Origin of the sequence: uncultured Bacteroides sp., from assembly GCF_937912035.1 — a bacterium.
Lineage (GTDB): Bacteria > Bacteroidota > Bacteroidia > Bacteroidales > Bacteroidaceae > Phocaeicola.
Map to the genome: position 1 here is coordinate 437,910 of NZ_CALDPF010000031.1, position 20,256 is coordinate 458,165.

The following is a 20,256-nucleotide window of genomic DNA, read 5'->3' on the forward strand; positions in this document are numbered from 1 at the left end:
AAATTATAGTATTTTTCTTTTCTCACCGCCCTTAAGGGCTATTTTAGTTTTTTTACCATTGTACTTTAATACTGTTCTTGCATCAGTCCTTGCCTTAATATAAAGTGATGTGACTTTACCATCTTTCCATTCCATATCAATCACAAAACCTCCCCTGGCACATATTCCTTTCACATGTCCATTCTTCCACTCATCAGGTAAAGCCGGTAATAAATTAATTTCTTCCAAAGAAGACTGCATAATCATTTCAATTACTCCTGCACATCCCCCGAAGTTTCCGTCAATCTGAAAAGGTGAATGTGCATCAAGCAGATTAGGATAAGTTCCACCTCCCCTACGGGCATCATTGCCATTATATCCATCCGGACTTACATAGCGCAGCAGCCTCCTGTACATATTGTACGCTTTCTGAGCCTCATGCAGACGTGCATAAAGATTGATGCGCCATCCGGTACTCCAGCCTGTAGTCTCATCACCTTTAATCTCCAAAGTACGCCTGCATGCATCCATAAGTTCAGGAGTACCAACAGGCGATAAATGATGTCCTGGATAAAGACCAATCATATGCGACTGGTGACGATGTTTGGGATCCTCATCCTCCCAGTCATGATACCATTCCTGTAAATTCCCCTTTTTCCCCACTTGGTATGGTACAAGTCTTTCCAGAACCTCATTTATACGCTTAACTAAAACATTATCTGTCCCCAATTCCTTTGCTGCCTTTCTGGTATCAATAAGACATTCCCTGATTATTGCCATATCAGATGTATTGCCATAAGAAGTAGCACCTACATATCCGTCAGGTGTAACGTATTTATTCTCCGGCGATGTTCCTGGCGAAGTCATCAGAAAACCGTTCTTCTCTATTAGCCAGTTCATAGAGAATTCAGCAGCACCCTTTAATGCAGGATAATTCTCTTTCAGGAAATCCCTGTCTTTCGTAAACTGGTAATGCTCCCATATATGAGTCGAAAGCCATGCTCCTCCCATTGTCCAGCAAGCCCACGAAGGATCTCCTTTCTGCAAGCCTACAGGGCATGTCATGGCCCATATATCCGAGTTATGTCCAAGACACCACCCGTTATCAACACCATAAAAATCTTTTGCAGTATTTTTACCGTTGACACTCAGGTTGGATATGAATTCCAACAGAGGCCTGTGCATCTCACTCAGATTGGCACTTTCTGCTGCCCAGTAGTTTTCTTCCAGATTAATGTTTGTAGTATAATTACAGCTCCACGGAGGAAGTATGCTTTCATTCCATAATCCCTGAAGATTGGCAGGAACTCCAGGGGTGCGTGAACATGATATCAGCAAATAACGGCCATACTGGAAATACAGTTCTTCCAGATCAGGATTATATTGTTTCTCATCAGAGTAAAGCAGAAGCTGCCTGTCTGTTGTCAATTCAGATATTCGTTTTTCCGTTGAACCAAGTTCCAGTTCAACCCTGTCAAAATAGTATCTATAGTCCGAGACATGCCTGTCTCTCAACTCGTCGAATGATTTTTCATATGCAGCATCAATTCTGCGCTGTGCCATATTACAATAGTCACGACCCTCGGTTACTGGATCCTTGTCGAATCCATTGAAGCTGGTAACATTCGTTATATATATTACCACCTCAGAACATTTATCAAGCTTCAGGCATCCTGAAGGGAAACTTTTCACATCTCCACCGTAATGCTTGACCCTAATCTGTGTCCTGAAATGAATACCTCTGTCCGGATCGTATTTCATGCTCTTGTCCTCCCAGTAATTAGGGAATGAATGATATGCAGCATATCCATGTACCTTTATTTCATTATCAGAAGCCGAAGAAGAATGCGGCAACTGGGAATCGAATGAAATGATTGCGGATATTCCGGATTTACTGTCAGACTTCAGCCTTACTATAATTACAGAATCAGGAGCAGAAGCAAAATATGTCTTCTCTATACGGTCTGTTTTATTGACATAAGACACACTCGCTATAGCCTCACTGATATCAAGTTGTCTGTAATAATCTGTTACCGAGCCACAATCACCTGAATAATCAATTTTCAAAGTTCCCAGCGGCTGGTAGTTCTGACTGTAATGCCCCTGAAGCTTACGTTGTAACAGGTCTGCAGCCTGATAATCCCCTTTGTCAAGCAATGAACGTATCTCGGATAATGCTTCTCTGTCAACGTCTGCAGTGCCAGTATGTTCAGGCTCGCCTGTCCATAGTGTTATATCATTCAATGAAATACATTCCTTTTCTGTCTGACCATAAACTGTTGCTCCCAGATTTCCATTACCTATAACAAAGGCTTCTTCAAAATAGGTTGCAGGACGGTCATAATGCAGAGCCAGACTTCTATCATTACTCGAATAAGCGTTTTTTGGTGACATGAAAAGACATGCCGTCAATGATATTATGGACAAAGCGTTAGCCTTCATACTGTTTTAATTGAATTATTTGTTTGTTATTTTCTGATAATACCTTACATAATCTATCTCCATACGGACCGGGAAAATAGTTTCATCTATTCCCCATATACCACCCCATCCTCCTCCTACTGCAATATTCAGTATCAGATAGAAAGGCTGGTCAAAGGGCCATTTCTCCGGTGATGCTCCTTCATCACGTCTATATGTAAAGACGACATTATTGTCAAACAGGATTTCCATATAATCTTCATCCCAGACAAGAGAATATAAATGAAACTCCGAATCCAAAGTCTCCGATGATGCCAGCCCTGAACTGATATAGTTCTTGTTTACATCAATATCAGTGGTGTGCACTGTAGAGAAAACCTGGTTATGAATACTGTCTCCATATACATATTCCATAATATCAATTTCACCACTATGAGGCCAACCACCATACTTGTTATCCAATGGCATCATCCATATAGCTGGCCACACACCTCTTCCTATAGGAATTCTGGCAGAAACATCAATCCTGCCGTATTTCATAGGGATGGTCTTAAGTGATTTTACCTCGGCTGAAGAATATTCAAACTTGTATGGCTCACCAGTCCATTTATTCACACCCATGTGAGAATCTTTATGCGCCTCTATTACCAGCAGTCCGTTTTCAACTCTTGCATATTTGGAATCAGCCTTTTTATAATCCTGAAGTTCATTATTGCGGCAATACCCTTCATCATACCCCCAATAACGTTCATCCACTATTCCGTCCTTGTCGAACTCGTCAGACCAGACCAGTTCATATCCCTTATATTCTGTCACACTATTATCAGACTTCTTTTGAGAACATGCTGCAGCAACAAATGCCATCGAAAGGGCTAATACTACACTTTTCTTCATAAACAATTTCTTTTAAGTATAAATCAGTTATATGATATAATACATTTCTTAACATTATCAGAACTGTTACCTACCATGATTTCAAAATCTCCTGGCTCAACCACATATTTCAAATCCTTATTATAGAATCCCAGGTCTTCCTTTTCAAGGCTGAATCTTACTTCTTTCTGTTCACCCGGTTCGAGTGTTATCTGTTGGAAACCCCTAAGTTCTTTTACAGGTCTTGTTACAGAAGACACCAGATCACGTATATATAATTGTAAAGTTTCCTTACCTCTATATTTCCCGGTATTCTTTACAACAACCTTACATGAAACAGATTCACCCATCTTATAAGTGTTTCTGTCAGTAACAGGTTCGGATATCTCAAACGAGGTATAACTGAGTCCGTATCCGAAAGGATAAGCCGGACGATAGTCCTGATCCAGATAACCGCACGTATAACTCATAAAGCCTGACTGGCTAGGGCGTCCTGTATTCTTGTAGTTATAATAGATAGGCACCTGACCTATAGTAGCCGGGAATGTCATAGGCAATTTACCGGAAGGATTATAATCTCCGGCCAAGACATCTGCTATTGAATTACCGGCTTCCGTTCCAAGCCACCATGTCATAAGTATTGCATCGGCATAAGGTTCAAGTTCATTGAACACAAGCGGACGTCCTCCCATAACAAGAACAACAACTTTCTTACCCTTCTTCTTAAGATCCATTACAATCTTCTGATGCTCTTTTGGAACATCAATATGTGCCATAGAACGCGCCTCACCACTTTGATAGGCCCTTTCTCCAACTGCAACCACTACTACATCAGCATTGGCAGCTGCACGGTAAGCGTCATTAAGTTTCAGTTCATTTGTTTCAAGGTCATATCCTTCAGAATAAGTAACATTGCTGTTTTTGAACTTATTCTTTATACCTTCCACAACAGTAATTACCTCGTCCTTGACTCCTTCCATAGCCCAACTTCCCAACATATCAATCTTTGAGTCGGCCAGGGCTCCAATAACAGCAATATTTCGTGGTTTATCCAGAGGCAAAGCCTCTCCTTCATTTTTCAAGAGTACTATTGAAGATGCCCCGGCTTCTCGGGCCACCTGTCTCAACTCATCAGAAAGGACTGTCCTTTTTTCCCTTTCTTCGCTACAGTACTTGAAAGGATCATCAAACAAGCCAAGTTCAAATTTCTTAAGCAATATTCTCCTGACTGCATCATCAATATACGATTCGTCTACAACACCTTCCTTAACCAACTCCTCAAGATGAGATGTATAGGCACGTGACTCCATATCCATATCACATCCGGCAGTCACCCCATTATATGCAGCCCCTTTGAGGTCAGCTACAAAACCGTGATTGACCATCTCACCTACGGAATTCCAGTCTGACACTACAAATCCATTAAAACTCCAATCTCCTTTAAGGATATCACGCAAAAGATATGTATTCCCTGTAGCGGGTATTCCATCCATTTCATTAAAAGCATTCATGAAAGTAGACACTCCGGCATCCACTGCAGCACGGAACGGAGGAAGATACACCTCATGCAGTGTAATCTTGGATATATCAACGGTATTGTAATCTCTTCCACCAATGCAGGCTCCATAAGCTGCAAAATGTTTGGCACAAGCAAGTATAGTGGTTGTATCTGCCAATGATTCTCCCTGGAAACCACGTACACGGGCTTCTGCTACACGACAGCCATACCATGTGTCTTCTCCAGCACCTTCCATTACACGCCCCCAGCGTGCATCTCTACTCACATCAACCATAGGAGCAAACGTCCAATGTATGCCTTCGGAAGAAGCTTCTTTTGCAGCAGCTGCTGCTGTACGTTCCATGAGGTCAAGATTAAAACTCGCAGCTTCGGCCAACGGTATAGGGTAAATTGTACGCATTCCATGGATAACATCCAAACCAAATAGTAACGGAATTCGCAGACGCGATTCCATTGCAGCCTCCTGAAAATGTCGTGTATTTGATGCACCTTTCACATTCAGCATCGAACCGACTCTTCCTCGTCTTATCTGATCAAGTTTAGTAGAATCTTTTCTACTTGGACCTGTGGCCTGCAAATCTGAAGTATATTGGTTCATCTGACCTATCTTCTCTTCCAGTGTCATAAGTTTCAACACAGAATCTACTTTTTCTGCATAAGGGCCTACTACTCTATAACTCACAACAGGAGGCTGATTGCAACTTCCTGCAATCAGCCCCATTAATAACATCGTAAAAATACTATTCTTATTCATGGTCGTTATTTTTTTTGCAAAACTAAAATTTCATCTATAAAGACCATCTGTATATTATAGCAAACAATGCTAATATTCTTCCAAACTTAATTTTAAGAGCATTTTCACATTCAAAGAGAGAATTTTATCACTCCAATTCTATAGGAGACTTTCTAAATATATCATTTAACTTCTTAATATCAAACTTAGGTGTACGGTCATAATAATACAATCCGTTCTGTTCCTGTTCTACATCTGTCAACTGTGTATAACAATAACCACCTACAAAAGGATACATATTCAGCACTACATCCACCAATGAACAGACTTTCTTATAGAAATCCTCCTCACTGGACGATCCGCCATATCCCCAACCAGACTGTTTGGTATTAAACGATATTCCACCAAACTCATCAAACAGATAAGGGCATTTGCCATTGTATACCATCCAGCGAGTCTCATGCGTATCGTATCGGAAGTTAGATCCGGTATTATACAGGACTCTAGGGTCCTCATTGAAACGATGTCCCGGGAACAGTTTTCCGTCATTCCACAACTCCTTATGCAGTGAAGCAGAATCCTGGATATAAAGATGGGAAGACACTATATCAGTCTTGTAATGGGCACCACCGGAATTTGTAAGAACCGGACGAGTAGGATCTACAAGTTTGGTAGCATCGTAAAGCTGTGACGAGAAACGTGGAAAATTTACCTTATCTACATTGTTCTGCTCATTCAGAGGAACCCACATAATGATAGAAGGATGATTTCTGTCCCTTTTAACTATTTCCATCCATTCAGGAAGAAAGACAGTAGTGGCAATAGGCAGATTATAATCCAAACCCCAACTGTTCATTTCACCACAGGTAAGATAACCCAACTTGTCTGCCCAATAATGGAAACGTTCTTCAAAAACTTTCTGATGCAACCTTGCACCGTTGAAACCCACGGCCTTGGCAAGCATTATATCATTCCTCAAGGCTGAATCTGAAGGCGCAGTCCATTGGCTTTCGGGATAGTATCCCTGATCAAGTACCATCCTCAAATATAAAGGTTGGTTATTGAGGTACAGCCTGTTACCTTCATAATGAATTTTACGCATACCGGTGTATGAATGAACCTTATCAATAACTTTTCCTTCCTCATCCAGTACTTCATAATCCAGGTCATAAAGAAAAGGTGAATCAGGACTCCACAGTTTGGCTTTCCTGACTTTAAGTACCATAGGAGAGTTTTCTGTAGCCAGACTAGTTTCCTGGGCTGCAATCTTACCGTTCTCCTTTAACGTAACTCTCAATCTGGTCTTTCCCAAACCATAGAATTCAGGATGGATGACTACACGTGAATTATCAATGTCAGTTACAACCTGGGCAGTCTTTATCGCTTTTGGATGAACTGCTTCCATCCACACTGTCTGCCATATACCTGTAGTACGGGTATAGTTGCATACATGCGAATAATAGCGGGTAGACTGTTTACCAGCTGGCTGAATTCTGTTTCTCAAGTCGCTCTTTACATATACCACAAGTGAGTGTTCACTGTCTGGAGTGACAAAATCAGTCAGGTCTACAGAGAAGGAGGAGCTTCCACCAAAATGTCTGTCAATAAATTTACCGTCCACATAGATTTCAGATTCATAATATACTCCTCCGAAATTCAGCATTATTCTCTTGTCCTTCCATTCAGATGGAATGTCCAGCATTCGGTGATACCACAGATGCTCTATAAAATCAGTATATTCCACCCCCGACAATTTACTTTCAGGAGAAAAAGGAACAATTATCTTCTGGTCGAATCCCTTTGCTTCCTTATAGTTCTTCTCAATACCCACACCAGACGGATCAATCTTACATGTCCAGGTTCCATTTAGGTTTATCCATTCGGTACGCTCAAACTGAGGTCTTGGATATTCATTTCGCTGTCCCCAAGCTGAAGACAGAAAAAATACAGTAGCCAATACGACACAAATCAATACTCTTTTCATGAAAATTTATCAATTAGGGTTCTACATTCATTTCCTTGAACTTTGCAGCCGCATTCAGGAAATGGGCTGTAATCCAAAATACCGTCCATCCTTCAGAATAACCTCCTCGCAACTTATGTACATTGCTCATATCTCCACGTTGTGCAAAGTTTGTCTGCTGTAGTTGTTCTCCCTGTGAACCATATACATCTGTCAGTTGGAAGCATGAACGGTACATAACGCCAGCCAGTTTCTTAAGTCTGTCATCATTCAGATATATTCCCATCTTGTATACTTCCGGTGCAAAGAGAACGCCATATACATCAATATGCTGGTTTTGAGGAGAGACAACAGTCCAGCCTGTTGTGCGGAAATGGTAATCAGCCATCCTGCCTGCTGGCAATGGGATATCCCAAACCACTACATAACTCAGACATACATCCATGGCATGCTTGGCCCACTGGAGATATTTATCAGTACGTTCCAGTTCATACAATTCCAGGAATCCCTGAAAAGCAGCCCATGCACCTTCTTTATCCTCGCAAGTAGCATCCAGTGTTCCACCCCAGTAACAACCGTTCATAGTCAGATGTCTGTCGGCAAAAGTCTGTGCAGCCTTCTTTGCCGCATCCAAGTAGGTCTCATTGTCAAAGAGTCTGTAAGCCATGACAAGGGGAGCTATAAGAAAGGCTTCTGCCGTAGAACGCGGATTCCATCCATCATCCAGTATTCTGCGACTCTGTCCGTCACAACACTGACAAAGAAAGTCCTCCCACTTTTCTGTTTTGTAGTTCCCCGTCTGTCGTGCATATGTGATGGCTTTGGCAAAGTTATACATAGCCTGACCGCATGAAACTGGGTCTCCACCGAAGAACTCCTTTCCGTTGAAAACTACAGGGAACATTCCTGTTTCATCATTAACAGGATAAGTGGACAGAAAATCCATCGAACGTTGTATCTTATCGGAAATTCCATTGTCACCCAAATCATCTTCAAGCAACTGTAAGGCATATCCCGGTGAATCAGCCTGGCCACACCATCCCATAACTATGGATTTTCCTTGCGACAGGTCATACATGTTGAAGCCTTCATTTCCTTCTCCGAAATCTATCCAACGGTTCTTTGCGAAACGGTACTTTTCCTTTACAATAGTACTGAAGTCCGTAAAAGGTTCTGCATTATAAGGCTTGTAAAGGTCCAATGATGTGTACAATGGTCTCTGGAATCCTGTACCTTCAGCTTCAACAGAATATAATTCCACACAGAACTCCTTCTCTATAACGCGCCCTGGCTCCATGTCTATATAGGTATTTGTATAAGCCATAGGTGTTGCCTGCAAAGCCTTGGCTACACCATGTTTCATGTTATAACCAATAGGACCAGAGTAGAGTACGAAATCTGTATAACCCTTACCTGCCTCAACACCCATCGACCACCACTGGTCATCCAACACGGCTCCTCTGACAGGACTTGGTGTTGTATGCAGTGCAGCAGCATATTTTCCGTTAGAATTCTCCAGCATCGCAAATGGCATAGGGAAGCGATGATCCTCAAATATAGCGAACTCACCAGGTTTACCTGTATAGACAGGTATCACATTAGGGTTAACCTTAGCACCGTTCTTGTTTCCATAATACAATATGCCTGGCATAAAAGCCTGCATGGTCTCCCCTTTTAAACGGAGTCTTACCGACAAATTCACATGGGAAAGGGTATCATTACCTTGCCATTCAAATCGGCGTCTACATCTCACTCTTCCGCCTTCCTCCTCACGATATGCATCACGCAAAAATAAATTTCCATGAGGGAACACCATCTTTCCACTGACAATAATCCATTCTCCACTTTGCTCCATGGTCTCAGGCTGGGCATGTTTCCATCCACCCATCCAGTTATCATCCCATTCTGTTGCAATACTCCAAAGGCCATCTTCCGGTACTGATAGTAAATTCTTACCGTTCAGCATCCACACAGGATTCATCTTTCCCTTATCTATATAAAACTGTGCAAAGCACCATACAGGAAAAAATTGTATAAGAATTATCACAACAAGACTTCTAATATAACAATTGATTTTTCTCATATAATGAATATTCTATTCAGGTTAATAAGCATATAAATCAGAAACTGGCAGTACATTCCCTTCTCCATCTCTCACTTCCATTTTCAGTACTCCACCATTACTGTCGAAATATCTCAACTCTATAGGATGGTATCCCTTGGACATGGCCTTCTGGCCTACAACCTCACGAGGACTGTGGGGACCATCATTGTCCACAACCTTGTCACCATCTATGACCAATGTACTGCCATCGTCTGATGTAAGGGCAAAAGTATATATTCCATCAGCAGGAATATTTATGAATCCATTTATAACAAGGCCTATTCTTCCATTTACACCCTCAGGTATAGATACATCGGCAATGGAGTATTCGCCATTTCTTTCGGCTTTATCAATGTCAGAACACTTGTCTCCTGCGAAATTATACCAAACAGCCTTTAGCCCTTTATTTGATGGGGTGATGGATGCAGCAGGAGAAAATTCACCTTTAATGAACCTGGTCTTGAATACATCGCATGGCTTGCCATCAGGACGGAAAGTTCGGAAAACAAGATCTGTATTGTCTGTAATCTTCAGGTTACCGTCATACTTTGGAGATTCCAATGTAGGGATACTTCCATCAGTGGTATAATGTATCTGTGCATTAGGATCTATGCAAGTAACATCTACATTTGCCTCACCTACAAATACATTCGAGTCATAGAAACCTTCAAGGTCTGGAATGCGATAGTTTACATTCATCTCGTCAAGACGTTCAAAGTGATCAGTAAGTCTGTCTATGAATCCATTCCAGTCCTTATGTTCAGGATTACTCCATCCCACCTCAGCTATAGCCTGCATACGGGGAACTACCATATATTGCATACGCTCTCTGGAAGGAATCCATTCACACCATATGTTTCCTTGCACACCCAATACCTGATTAACAAGTTCAGGCTTGTCCGTGAATTCTGCAGCAGGGTCATAATTATAAATATTAGACAAAGTTTTCTTGTCCTGCTGATAGTCCAGATAGAAATGTGAATTTGGGGTAAATATGATGTTATTTCCCTGCGAGGTGGTCTTTTCAGGAGCATCCTTTACCCATGAGCGCCACCACATAACAGTTGCAGTCTTTGAAAGTCCACCTTCAAGTATCTCATCCCATCCTATCATCTCTTTTCCTTTAGAATTGAAGAATGCCTCCATCTCATGAATAAACCATGACTGCAACTCTTCCTCCGACTTCAGATTGTTTTCCCTTATACGTTTCTGGCAGTCAGGACATTTTTTCCAGTTTGTCTTCTCTACTTCATCACCTCCGATGTGTATATACTTATATGGGAATAGAGGGATTATTTCACTGTATACATTTTTGCAGAATTCCAGGGCAGAATCTTTTCCAGGGCATACCGGTGAAGAGAAAGTTTGTCCCCAACCTGTGGTCTTGAAACATGATACTCCATCATAATTGCTCACAGCTGCAAGCATGTGGCCCGGCATATCAATTTCCGGTATTACATCTATTCCCCTAACCTGAGCATACGATACAATATCCTTTATGTCATTCTGGGTATAGAATCCTCCATATAAAGTATCTCCATCCATTATAATAGTCTTTTCTTCCGGAATAAGATAATCTGTATTGTCATTCTGTCTGGCCAGACTCATGCAGGTCTTGTCATGTGAATTATATTTCCTCCATGCACCTTTTTTCGTAAGCATAGGATATTTCTTAATCTCAATACGCCAGTCCTGGTCATCAGTAAGATGCCAATGGAACTTGTTCATCTTATAAAGTGCCATAAGATCCAGAAGCTCCTTTACTTCATCTATGTCATAGAAATGGCGAGAAACATCAAGCATAAGTCCTCTCCATTGAAACCGTGGAGTATCATCAATATTCACTGTTGGAATAGTCCAGTCAATATCTTCAACCACTTTCTTACTTTCAATCTGATAAGGTAAAAGCTGTCTCAATGTAGCAATTCCATAAATTACACCAGCATATGAATTTCCTGAAATAGTAACTTCATCGCTTGTTGAAACCAGTCTATATCCATCACTTTCTTTTGAAATAGAAAGAGAAAGGTTTATGTCCCCTTTACCTTCCCTTATTACCAGCTTATATCCTGTTGATTTGTTCAGGATATCAACCAGATATTCTGCTGCAGGAATAAGAGATTTGTCAGAAACCCCAATTGTAGATTTCTCCGTGATAACGAACTCATCTTTTTCCACAACCATATTGTAAGGAAGAGGAATAATGGATATATTATCATGCTCTACAGATATGCCATTACATGCACTTAAAAAACCTGATCCGATAATGCCAAGTCCTATAACCAAACCTTTGTAATATTTTCTCATAAACATGTATTAAATTTTCAAACAAACTATTAATATCAACATCGTATCTAATTTATTATCTATTCATAAGCCGTACTTGTTCACCTTTCGATAAGGGAATCTCAAAAAACTCGTCTTTTAAACTTAATATTCTACCATCTTCATAATATACAAAACAAGTTTTTCCGGGCCAAGGATTCTGGATGTTACAAGGACGTCCCTGCTCGCTTTTAATCAAAACATATTCCACATTTCCAGCTTTACAACTTGCAGAAACAAGAAAAGCTCCATGAGTTCGCAATGTTTTGAAACTAGCTTCCATCTCTTTAGGCCATACAGGAAACACTCTAATAACCCCTTCATACCCCTGTAACAACATTTCATTAATACAAGAAGGAACAGCACTGAGAGATTCTATTCCACCACCATCTTGCGGTATCCAAAGATTTGGTAAAGCCGTTTTCTTAACTCGCTTCTTCAACTCGTCAAGCAAACGTTCACCATCATATCCTACTCTGGCAGCTGAAGTAAAATAAGTTTCTATACCATTACCAAGATTATCCCAACGGGCATCTCGAGGACCATTATATGGGATGGTATCAGTGTCCCAACGATAAATCTCTTCACGCAATATACGGGCAAAAGCAGAATCTGTAATTACACCACAAGTTCCCGAGGGGAATAATAACCCGTGCATCATCACACGTCCAAATCCTGGAGCAGTCCTACTGCCGGAGCCATTACCTCCCTCGCATGCCTTAATACGAATCTTTCCATCTATTTCAACAGTAGGTATTGCACTTAAATGAGTCAATATATGATTCCATTTCTCAACCTTATCCCGATCTGTTTGAAGGAACGAACTCATATCTATAATACCCTTAAACAACATACGACACAAACCAAGGGAAATTGTAGGATTAATATCTCCATAGTTGCGTTTATAATCTTTACCTTCCCATGGACCAACTTCCCAGAAATTGTCATTATAAATTACGTATCTGTCATTTTCAAAGACAAGATAATCTTCCCAAAAATCTGCAACCTCACGGATAAAAGGATATACCATCTGCGCATAGTTTCTGTCATAAGTATGATAAAAACGCATGAACATATTAGTTGCACAAAAGGCTGCATTACTCTTTTGTCCCAGAAACATATATCCACCTTCAATGTCATTGTCAGGAGTACCATACTGTTTCATCATAGCCTCAGAAGTTAGAGGGAACATACTTGAACAGAATCCTTTCGGACCAATACCTACAGGATAGTAAACACCATCATTATCTAATAGACTCTTTGCGTGTTCTCTGGCTTTAGGCATATAGTCCAGTATTGGCTGATCATAAGGTTCTGATAATTCCACATGATTGGAAGAATATACACCCCACCATGGTGCCATATAGTTATAATTGGTATGATAGTCTCCTGCCCAACCATTGGCTGTAGCATCCATGGTAAGAGATGTCCCCCATAACCCTGGAGCAAAATCTTTATCCCTGCTACAACAAGCCAATAGGTAATGAGATCCATAGTAATATTTTTCCAGCAATGAATCGTTCAACTCGACCTTTGATGCCTGCCAAAAGTCTGTCCACCATTTCTTGTGCTGCTCAAACAAACCGGATATTCCTTCTTTTTTGAGATCAGCAGTCATCTCAACAGCCTTCTGTATATAATCTGAGTTATCATGATTTGAGTATAGTGACAATATTAATGTTGTTTTTTCACCAGCTTCGAGAGAAAGGTTTGCATCTTTACCTTCTGTTGACGAAAGAGCTACAGCTACAGCAGAAGGCCACTCTAAATCTTGTCCTTCAAACTTACGTGTAAACCAGCTAACACCTTTATCTTCACCGGAACTGTTTTGTGAGTTCATTCCTTCAGCAAGAGAAAAAGAGTAGCTCAAATCCACTCTGCCTTTTATTGCTTCCAGTTCTATTACTACTATATTTTTTGTAGCGGCACACCATGCTTTCATACATAATGAAGAACCGTCATTACGAGTATAACGGGTTTTCACAACACCTTCTGACATCAATTGTCGAACTTCATAGGTAGCATCCTTCATGTCAGAAGCCTTAATATATAACTGTCCTACATAACACACTCCACCGTCCGGATAACCATTCTTTGCCTTCCAGAAATCATTCTTAGATAGATAAAAAACAGACTCTTCGGCATCTCCTCCTAGAACAAAACCAATATCACCATTCCCATTTATAGCTCCGTCTGGAACTTTACCGTTAGGAGTATGCTTAGGAGGCGAGTTCCAAACTCCCTCATAAGCAGGAACAAATAAGGCAGATTTATCAAGAATATTATCTGATAATGTCTGACATCCAATACAATCTGCACAAATTATAAAAGCTGAAATAATTACACTTTTTTTCATTACAAAATTAGTTGAATATTCATATAGAGTTTTTATTCACAAGTAGGGAAAGACGATATACGAAGTCTTGCTGCTCCCATAGGAACAAGTTCCAGCTTCTCCACTTCCTCTGACTTCATAACATTTTCATAAGGCAACACTCCACATAGTTTGTACTCGTCAACTTTCCAGTCAGGAACAAGTCTTCCACAGGCTTCAAATACAAGAGGTACATTATCTTGAGTAAAAGGATTCACATCATGTTTCAATGGTTTGCGTTCTTTCAGTTTTACACTTTCCACCTGTAATGCATAATTCCATGGACTGTCAGGATATATTTCATATGACGGCCATAATGAAGCATCTGCACCCTTTTGCCATTGAGAGTCCCAAATAGCTGTTTCAGTACTGTTCTTCTCAACATATTTCTCAGCTATACGAAGAGACAAAGTCAAAGGTCCATAATCTACACTTACACTGTTCTTGTTAACCTGCCATGTACGGTAAGATATTTCCATAGGAAAGTTCATTACTACAGTGTTCCCATCTTTCCATTCACGCTCTATACAAAGGTAACTGCCTGATTCCGGTTCCACCACAAACTCCTGTCCATTCACCTCACATGTAGCATTCTTCGTCCATTTAGGTATTCGTATATAAAACGGGAACTTTACTGACTCATCATTTGTATCAACAGTAAAACTGATTCTGGTGTCAAACGGATAGTCCGTCTTTTCTCTGATGACAATTTCCTTGCCTTCAGCCACCTTCATATGAGCTTCACATGTATTGAACAATACTGCGGCCGCTCCGTTATCTGGTGTTGCCAACATAAGATGTTCAGTATAATAAGGCCAGGCAAAGCCGTGATTATGCTGGCAACAACGGCTGCTAAATGGATTCATTGCAAGGAATGGACCGGCATTGTCAATACCCGGTTTATGGTTTTCACTATCACTAATCACCATATTTGGGGATGTAATATATCTTAGAGACTTATAGTCAGGCATGAAAGCTGCCGGATAGCTGTTGAACGCAATATCTTCACAGTTTTCTGCCCAATACGGATCACCGGTTATCAGTAACATTATTTCGTCTGAAGCCATCTGTTCTGCAAAGCCACAAGTTTCAGTACCCTGTCTTGGATCGAAAAACCCCATTCGCGCATTCTCATCGGCACCGAACATTCCACCCGGTACCTGTCCGAAAGTTCTTCTCACAAGACTCTGCACATTATAACTGGCCTCCAGAAATCTCCTGTCACCATTAAACAAGTAATAAGTTGCCGGTTCACGACATCCTTGTGCCACATTGACATTATGCCAGTTTGGCAATTCTGTTGATTTTGTCCAGTCTGCAGTATTTCTATGAATCTTGTCAGCCAATTCCAGCAGTTTAGAGTCTCCCGTACGGTTATATAGCCATACTACACTCCACAGATTATCACCACCGCGACTGTTTTCCCAATAGCTTTTCAGGAAATGTTCGTCAGGAACATTCAATTGGAAATGGAAATAGCGAGTCATGAAATCAATGACACGAACATCATTGGTATATTCATAATATGATTGCAGAATCCACAAGGCAATCATATTGGGCCAGAAATCCTGAGAGCCGTTCACTTCTGTGTAAGGTCCGAAGTTCCCGTCCTCACGCTGGCTTTTCAGAATAGCTTCAATCCATACCTTCGCCTCATCCATCATCTTTTCGTCTTCCATAAGATAGGCCAGACCGGCATATCCTCGAAGCCAGTAAGGGACTTCCTCCCACCCCCATTTACCACCTGCTGTCAACCAGGCATTGTCCTCCTTCTGGAGCCAGGCACTGATTTCTCCCAAATGTCCATTCAAACCGTCCTTTTGAAGCTGTAACTGAGTAAGCAGCCACCCACCCGGCTTAATGCTTCCTGACGGCAACTTTATGAATTGCTGAGGGAGCAATGGTTTCTTATTACTTACATAATTGGAATTGATTTCTTCAGTCGGGATCCTGTCTACCATGCATACTTCTTCAGTCAATCCGGAAGAACATGCTCCTGCCAATAACATAAAGGCTCCGCATAAAATACTTGTATTTTTCATGTTTATCAAAATATAGTTTCATTTGTATATTATTCTCTGATACAAATATAAAATGCGTTCCAGTGATATTCTGTCATTTTCCTTTCCAATACTATCAAAATACAATCATTTACCCCTCTATAAGCCTTATGGTACACATTTTACCAATTTCAGAATTATATTACCATTACTTTGAAAACAATGTGAAAGAGATTGTTTTAACGAATAAATATTTTTGCCTTATATCATTAAAAATAATTGAATTATGAAAACATGTTTTTATCTAGTACCAATTTTCTGTGCATTATGTGCATGCAACAACAAGACAAGTTCTTCAGATATAACAGGAATGCTGATGGACGAAACAAAATTCGACACAATTATAAACGGGAAGAAAAACAGTCTCTACACATTGAGGAACTCCCACATGGCTGTACAAATAACAAACTATGGAGGACGTATAGTAAGCATTGTAGTTCCCGACAAGGATGGCAAGGCTACAGATGTGGTATGGGGATTTGAAAGTATAAAGGATTATCTTAATGCAGAAGACGTATATGGAGGACCACTGGTTGGAAGATATGGAAACAGAATATCCAAAGGAAGGTTCTCAATAAACGACTCAATATACCAGCTCAGCATAAACAACGGTCCAAACCATCTGCATGGAGGTAAAGAAGGATTCTGGAACAAGATGTGGGAAGGAAAGACCATGAAAAACGGAAAAGGTGAGGAATGTCTGATCCTTTCATATCTTTCGCCTGACGGAGAAGACGGTTATCCTGGAAACATTATGACAAATGTCAAATATACGCTTAGAAGTGACAATGCCCTTCAGATTGACTACATGGCTACTACAGACAAGCCGACTCCTTACAATCCCACAATACACCCATACTTCAATCTGCATGGAACCACGTCAAAAAGCACAAACACCCATTATCTGCAGGTTGATGCATCATATTACACACCTACAGACAGCGTACTGATACCTACCGGAGAGATAGCAGAAGTAGAGAATACACCTGCCGATTTCAGGACCCCGAAACAGATAGGTGAAAGGACAAGCGAGGACGGCAACGACATGATGAAATTCGGAGGAGGAGGATACGATATAAACTTCGTACTTGACAAGAAAGAGAAAGAAACAGTACGCGTAGCAACACTTCATGAACCTTCCAACGGTATATCTATGGATATAATTACAGACCAGCCTGGACTACAGTTCTATAGCGGTGGATGCATAAACGGGACAGATATAGGAAAAAGAGGCGACCTACACAGAAGATACAGCGGACTGGCACTGGAAACACAGCATTTTCCGGATTCTCCAAACCATAACAACTTCCCTAATACAATCCTCTATCCTAGAGAAACATATACACATACGGTTATATTCAGATTCTATGTGGCAGACAGCCCAAAATAATATCACTGGAATGATAAAATTAAAGTAAGGTCTATACTGGGGAAAATAAATAACACCAGCATAGACCTTGACAATACATATCCCTACATATTTTTCCGTTTCTAGGCTTCCAGATAGTAGCAGTCTAATTAAGAGGTTTGTCCACTTCTGCATTATGAGGTATACTTCCTACCGAGTGCATCAGGATAAACCTACCGTTTTCTCCAAGCTTCGCAGTGTAACCGTCACTTGAAAGGCTTTCCATAATCCTGTCTGCATAATCCTTGAAAGATTGAGCTTCAGGAACATCATAAGTACTCATCTCATAAAGTGCAGAAGCTATGACAGCAACAGAAGAAACATCTCTCGGTTCATTTGGAATATTCGGAGCATCCATATCCCAGTATGGAATATAATCTTCCGGCATCCTGATATGATTTTTCATGAAGTTGAAAGTCCTGATTGCCTGATCAAGATATTTTCTGTCGGAGGTATATCTGTAAGACATTGAATATCCATATATGGCCCACGCCTGTCCACGCGACCATGCAGATTCATGTGAATATCCCTGTGCCGTATGGCGATGTCTGACATTACCGTCCGACAATATTCTTATGTGTCAATACTTGATATTGAATGTATAGCAGTCTTTAACTACTTTATTTTTTGCAGTGAAGCTCAGTCTGAAAATTCTGCTTCCCCATACGTCTGACAGTCTCTTGTCTGTAAGCTCTATTGTTTCTTTCTTTACAGAGAATTTGTCATTGTCAAACCTCAGCTGTGCCTTTACTCCATTCACTTCAATCAATACACTATCATCATATATTGTTATGTTACCCCACGTGAGGAAATTGATTACGTTCTCCCCTTTTGCTTCTGAAAGTTCGAATCTGTCCTTTATCACAAGTCCATTTCCTTTCACCGAATAAGAACGGATCCATTCCTTCACTTTTGCTTCTTCAGGATATGCCGTTGCAATGTTTGCCGAGAAACTGTTTCCTGAAACTTTTACATCAGTAGCTTTGTAGTTTCTTCCATACTTTTGAGGAACACCGTTTATCATTGGCAGGTTATGATAGTTGCTTTGCATAGTCCATATTGTATACCTTTCACTGCTGAATGTCTGTCTTGTATATGTCCCTACACCTGCATCAATCATAATGGGCGTATTGTCAACCCATAAAGAAAAAGTACCTGCGTCATTATGGTTGTGGCTTTCATCATTATATCCTCCTTTTGCAGCAAGAAATGTCCTTTTGTTTTTCAGATAGCAGAACTCTGTTTCAGGATACCATGTAAAGTCCTCTCCCCCGTATTCCTCCTTAAATCCTGAAAGCTCCCCAATGACTCTCATAGCCTCCAGCAAGCGATAGATATCACGGCTTTTGAAAGATATTTTCACGTCATTGTAAAGCATTGCAGCAAACTGTTTCATCATATCACTTCCCACTGCCTTTCCGTATCTGTATATAAGGTAAGGATCACCGCCCCCTTTTGCAGAAGCATCTGCAAAATTCACTACCCATCCGTTTCCTACGTAACTTTTTGCTATATATTCCCCCATAGCCTTTATCTGTTCGTTATCGAAAAGAGAAATCTTTCCTCCGGTAATGCAGCCCAGAAGTTCAAGATAGTCGAATGATTTTCCAGAAGCATGTCCCCAGTATGACGGTCCTTCTTCACAGGCACCATCATAGTGTACGTAATTCAGGAACTTGTCTACAGACTGCATGCTTCTGTATACAGCCTTGGCCAGTCTGTCTGTATCATTCTCTAGGAGCATGAAAGTCATAAGACAATTGCTGTTACACCAAGGATTCCAGTTGTTCACCATCTGTCCATTATAGTCCAATGCAAGCCACCAATAACTGTCATTTTCAAGATATGGAGTCATTATCCTTCTGTCAAGTTCACGATAAAGACGTCTGGATATTTCAGGATCAATCTTGTCAAACTCCTCATGCATGAAATAGTATACCCATGAAAGCATGGCTCCAAGATCGCCTGCTGTAAGGTCAATCTCCTGATATTGATCGCTAGGCAACGATCTGTATGACGGTTGCCTTACAAGGTGTGCAGACAGAGTCCATGAAGTCATTTCACATGTATGAAAAACCCCGTTTATAAGCTGGTCTGTAAACCGGCCTTTACCTTCGGCCAGCTCTGCAAGCAGCAGTTGTACGATGGCATAATTATTGTCATCAAAAGGTTTCTCCATAATCTGCCTGTTACCGCTTCTTTCAAATTCTATATAGTCAGTGGCTTTCACCACCTTCCACTCATAATTGAGTAGCTTCTCCCCGTTCTTTATAACTTCGTCCCTATATCCTCCAAAAAACTTATCACATCCGGTCCTGTCATTGTATGAAGGATATTTTACCCATTTCCTATCCAGTACCAGAATGTTCTTCAGATTCTCGACATTAACACTTTTCTCAAGAATATTTCTTTCAGTATAAGCTCTAATGCTTGTACATGAAATAATTAAAAAAACAATAAATGATAAGATACCTTTTGTTTTCATTATATATAGTTT

The 20,256-nt window shown here is 40.6% G+C and carries 10 protein-coding genes and 1 pseudogene; 1 reads left to right on the forward strand and 10 read right to left on the reverse strand.

Annotation, left to right across the window (positions count from 1 at the left end):
• Positions 1–3: 3 nt before the first annotated feature.
• The 8 genes from Q0486_RS07545 to Q0486_RS07580 form a co-directional block, all read right to left on the reverse strand.
• Positions 4–2,421, reverse strand: coding sequence for a glycoside hydrolase N-terminal domain-containing protein (locus Q0486_RS07545; protein WP_299231722.1), 2,418 nt, complete (start codon positions 2,419–2,421; stop codon positions 4–6).
• Between the two features lie 15 nt (positions 2,422–2,436).
• The gene (locus tag Q0486_RS07550; RefSeq protein ID WP_299231724.1) at positions 2,437–3,294 is read right to left on the reverse strand and encodes a glycoside hydrolase family 16 protein; all 858 of its coding nucleotides are present in this window, start codon (positions 3,292–3,294) and stop codon (positions 2,437–2,439) included.
• A gap of 23 nt (positions 3,295–3,317) precedes the next feature.
• Entirely contained in the window at positions 3,318–5,546 is a 2,229-nt protein-coding gene (locus Q0486_RS07555; protein WP_299231726.1) for a glycoside hydrolase family 3 N-terminal domain-containing protein, read from the reverse strand.
• 127 nt (positions 5,547–5,673) lie between these two features.
• Positions 5,674–7,509: a glycoside hydrolase family 2 TIM barrel-domain containing protein gene (locus Q0486_RS07560; RefSeq protein WP_299231728.1), complete on the reverse strand. Its 1,836-nt coding sequence runs from the start codon at positions 7,507–7,509 to the stop codon at positions 5,674–5,676.
• 13 nt (positions 7,510–7,522) lie between these two features.
• A complete protein-coding gene (locus tag Q0486_RS07565; protein ID WP_299231730.1) occupies positions 7,523–9,571 on the reverse strand; it encodes a hypothetical protein in 2,049 nt (682 codons plus the stop codon).
• Positions 9,572–9,592: 21 nt separating this feature from the next.
• Positions 9,593–11,899, reverse strand: coding sequence for a family 20 glycosylhydrolase (locus tag Q0486_RS07570; protein WP_299231732.1), 2,307 nt, complete (start codon positions 11,897–11,899; stop codon positions 9,593–9,595).
• A 55-nt stretch (positions 11,900–11,954) separates the two neighbouring features.
• Positions 11,955–14,273: a trehalose hydrolase gene (locus Q0486_RS07575; protein ID WP_299231734.1), complete on the reverse strand. Its 2,319-nt coding sequence runs from the start codon at positions 14,271–14,273 to the stop codon at positions 11,955–11,957.
• 32 nt (positions 14,274–14,305) lie between these two features.
• Positions 14,306–16,300: a beta-L-arabinofuranosidase domain-containing protein gene (locus tag Q0486_RS07580; protein ID WP_299231837.1), complete on the reverse strand. Its 1,995-nt coding sequence runs from the start codon at positions 16,298–16,300 to the stop codon at positions 14,306–14,308.
• A gap of 277 nt (positions 16,301–16,577) precedes the next feature.
• Here Q0486_RS07580 and Q0486_RS07585 point away from each other — a divergent pair, with 277 nt between their 5' ends.
• Positions 16,578–17,741 carry an aldose epimerase family protein gene (locus tag Q0486_RS07585; protein ID WP_299231736.1) on the forward strand — a complete coding sequence of 388 codons (1,164 nt, stop codon included), beginning with the start codon at positions 16,578–16,580 and terminating at the stop codon, positions 17,739–17,741.
• 101 nt (positions 17,742–17,842) lie between these two features.
• On the opposite strand, the pseudogene Q0486_RS07590 reads toward Q0486_RS07585, so the two are convergent.
• Positions 17,843–18,327 (reverse strand): annotated as a pseudogene (locus Q0486_RS07590) (glucuronyl hydrolase); the annotation flags it as partial.
• 12 nt (positions 18,328–18,339) lie between these two features.
• The gene (locus Q0486_RS07595) at positions 18,340–20,244 is read right to left on the reverse strand and encodes a heparinase II/III-family protein (RefSeq protein ID WP_299231738.1); all 1,905 of its coding nucleotides are present in this window, start codon (positions 20,242–20,244) and stop codon (positions 18,340–18,342) included.
• Positions 20,245–20,256 lie beyond the last annotated feature (12 nt).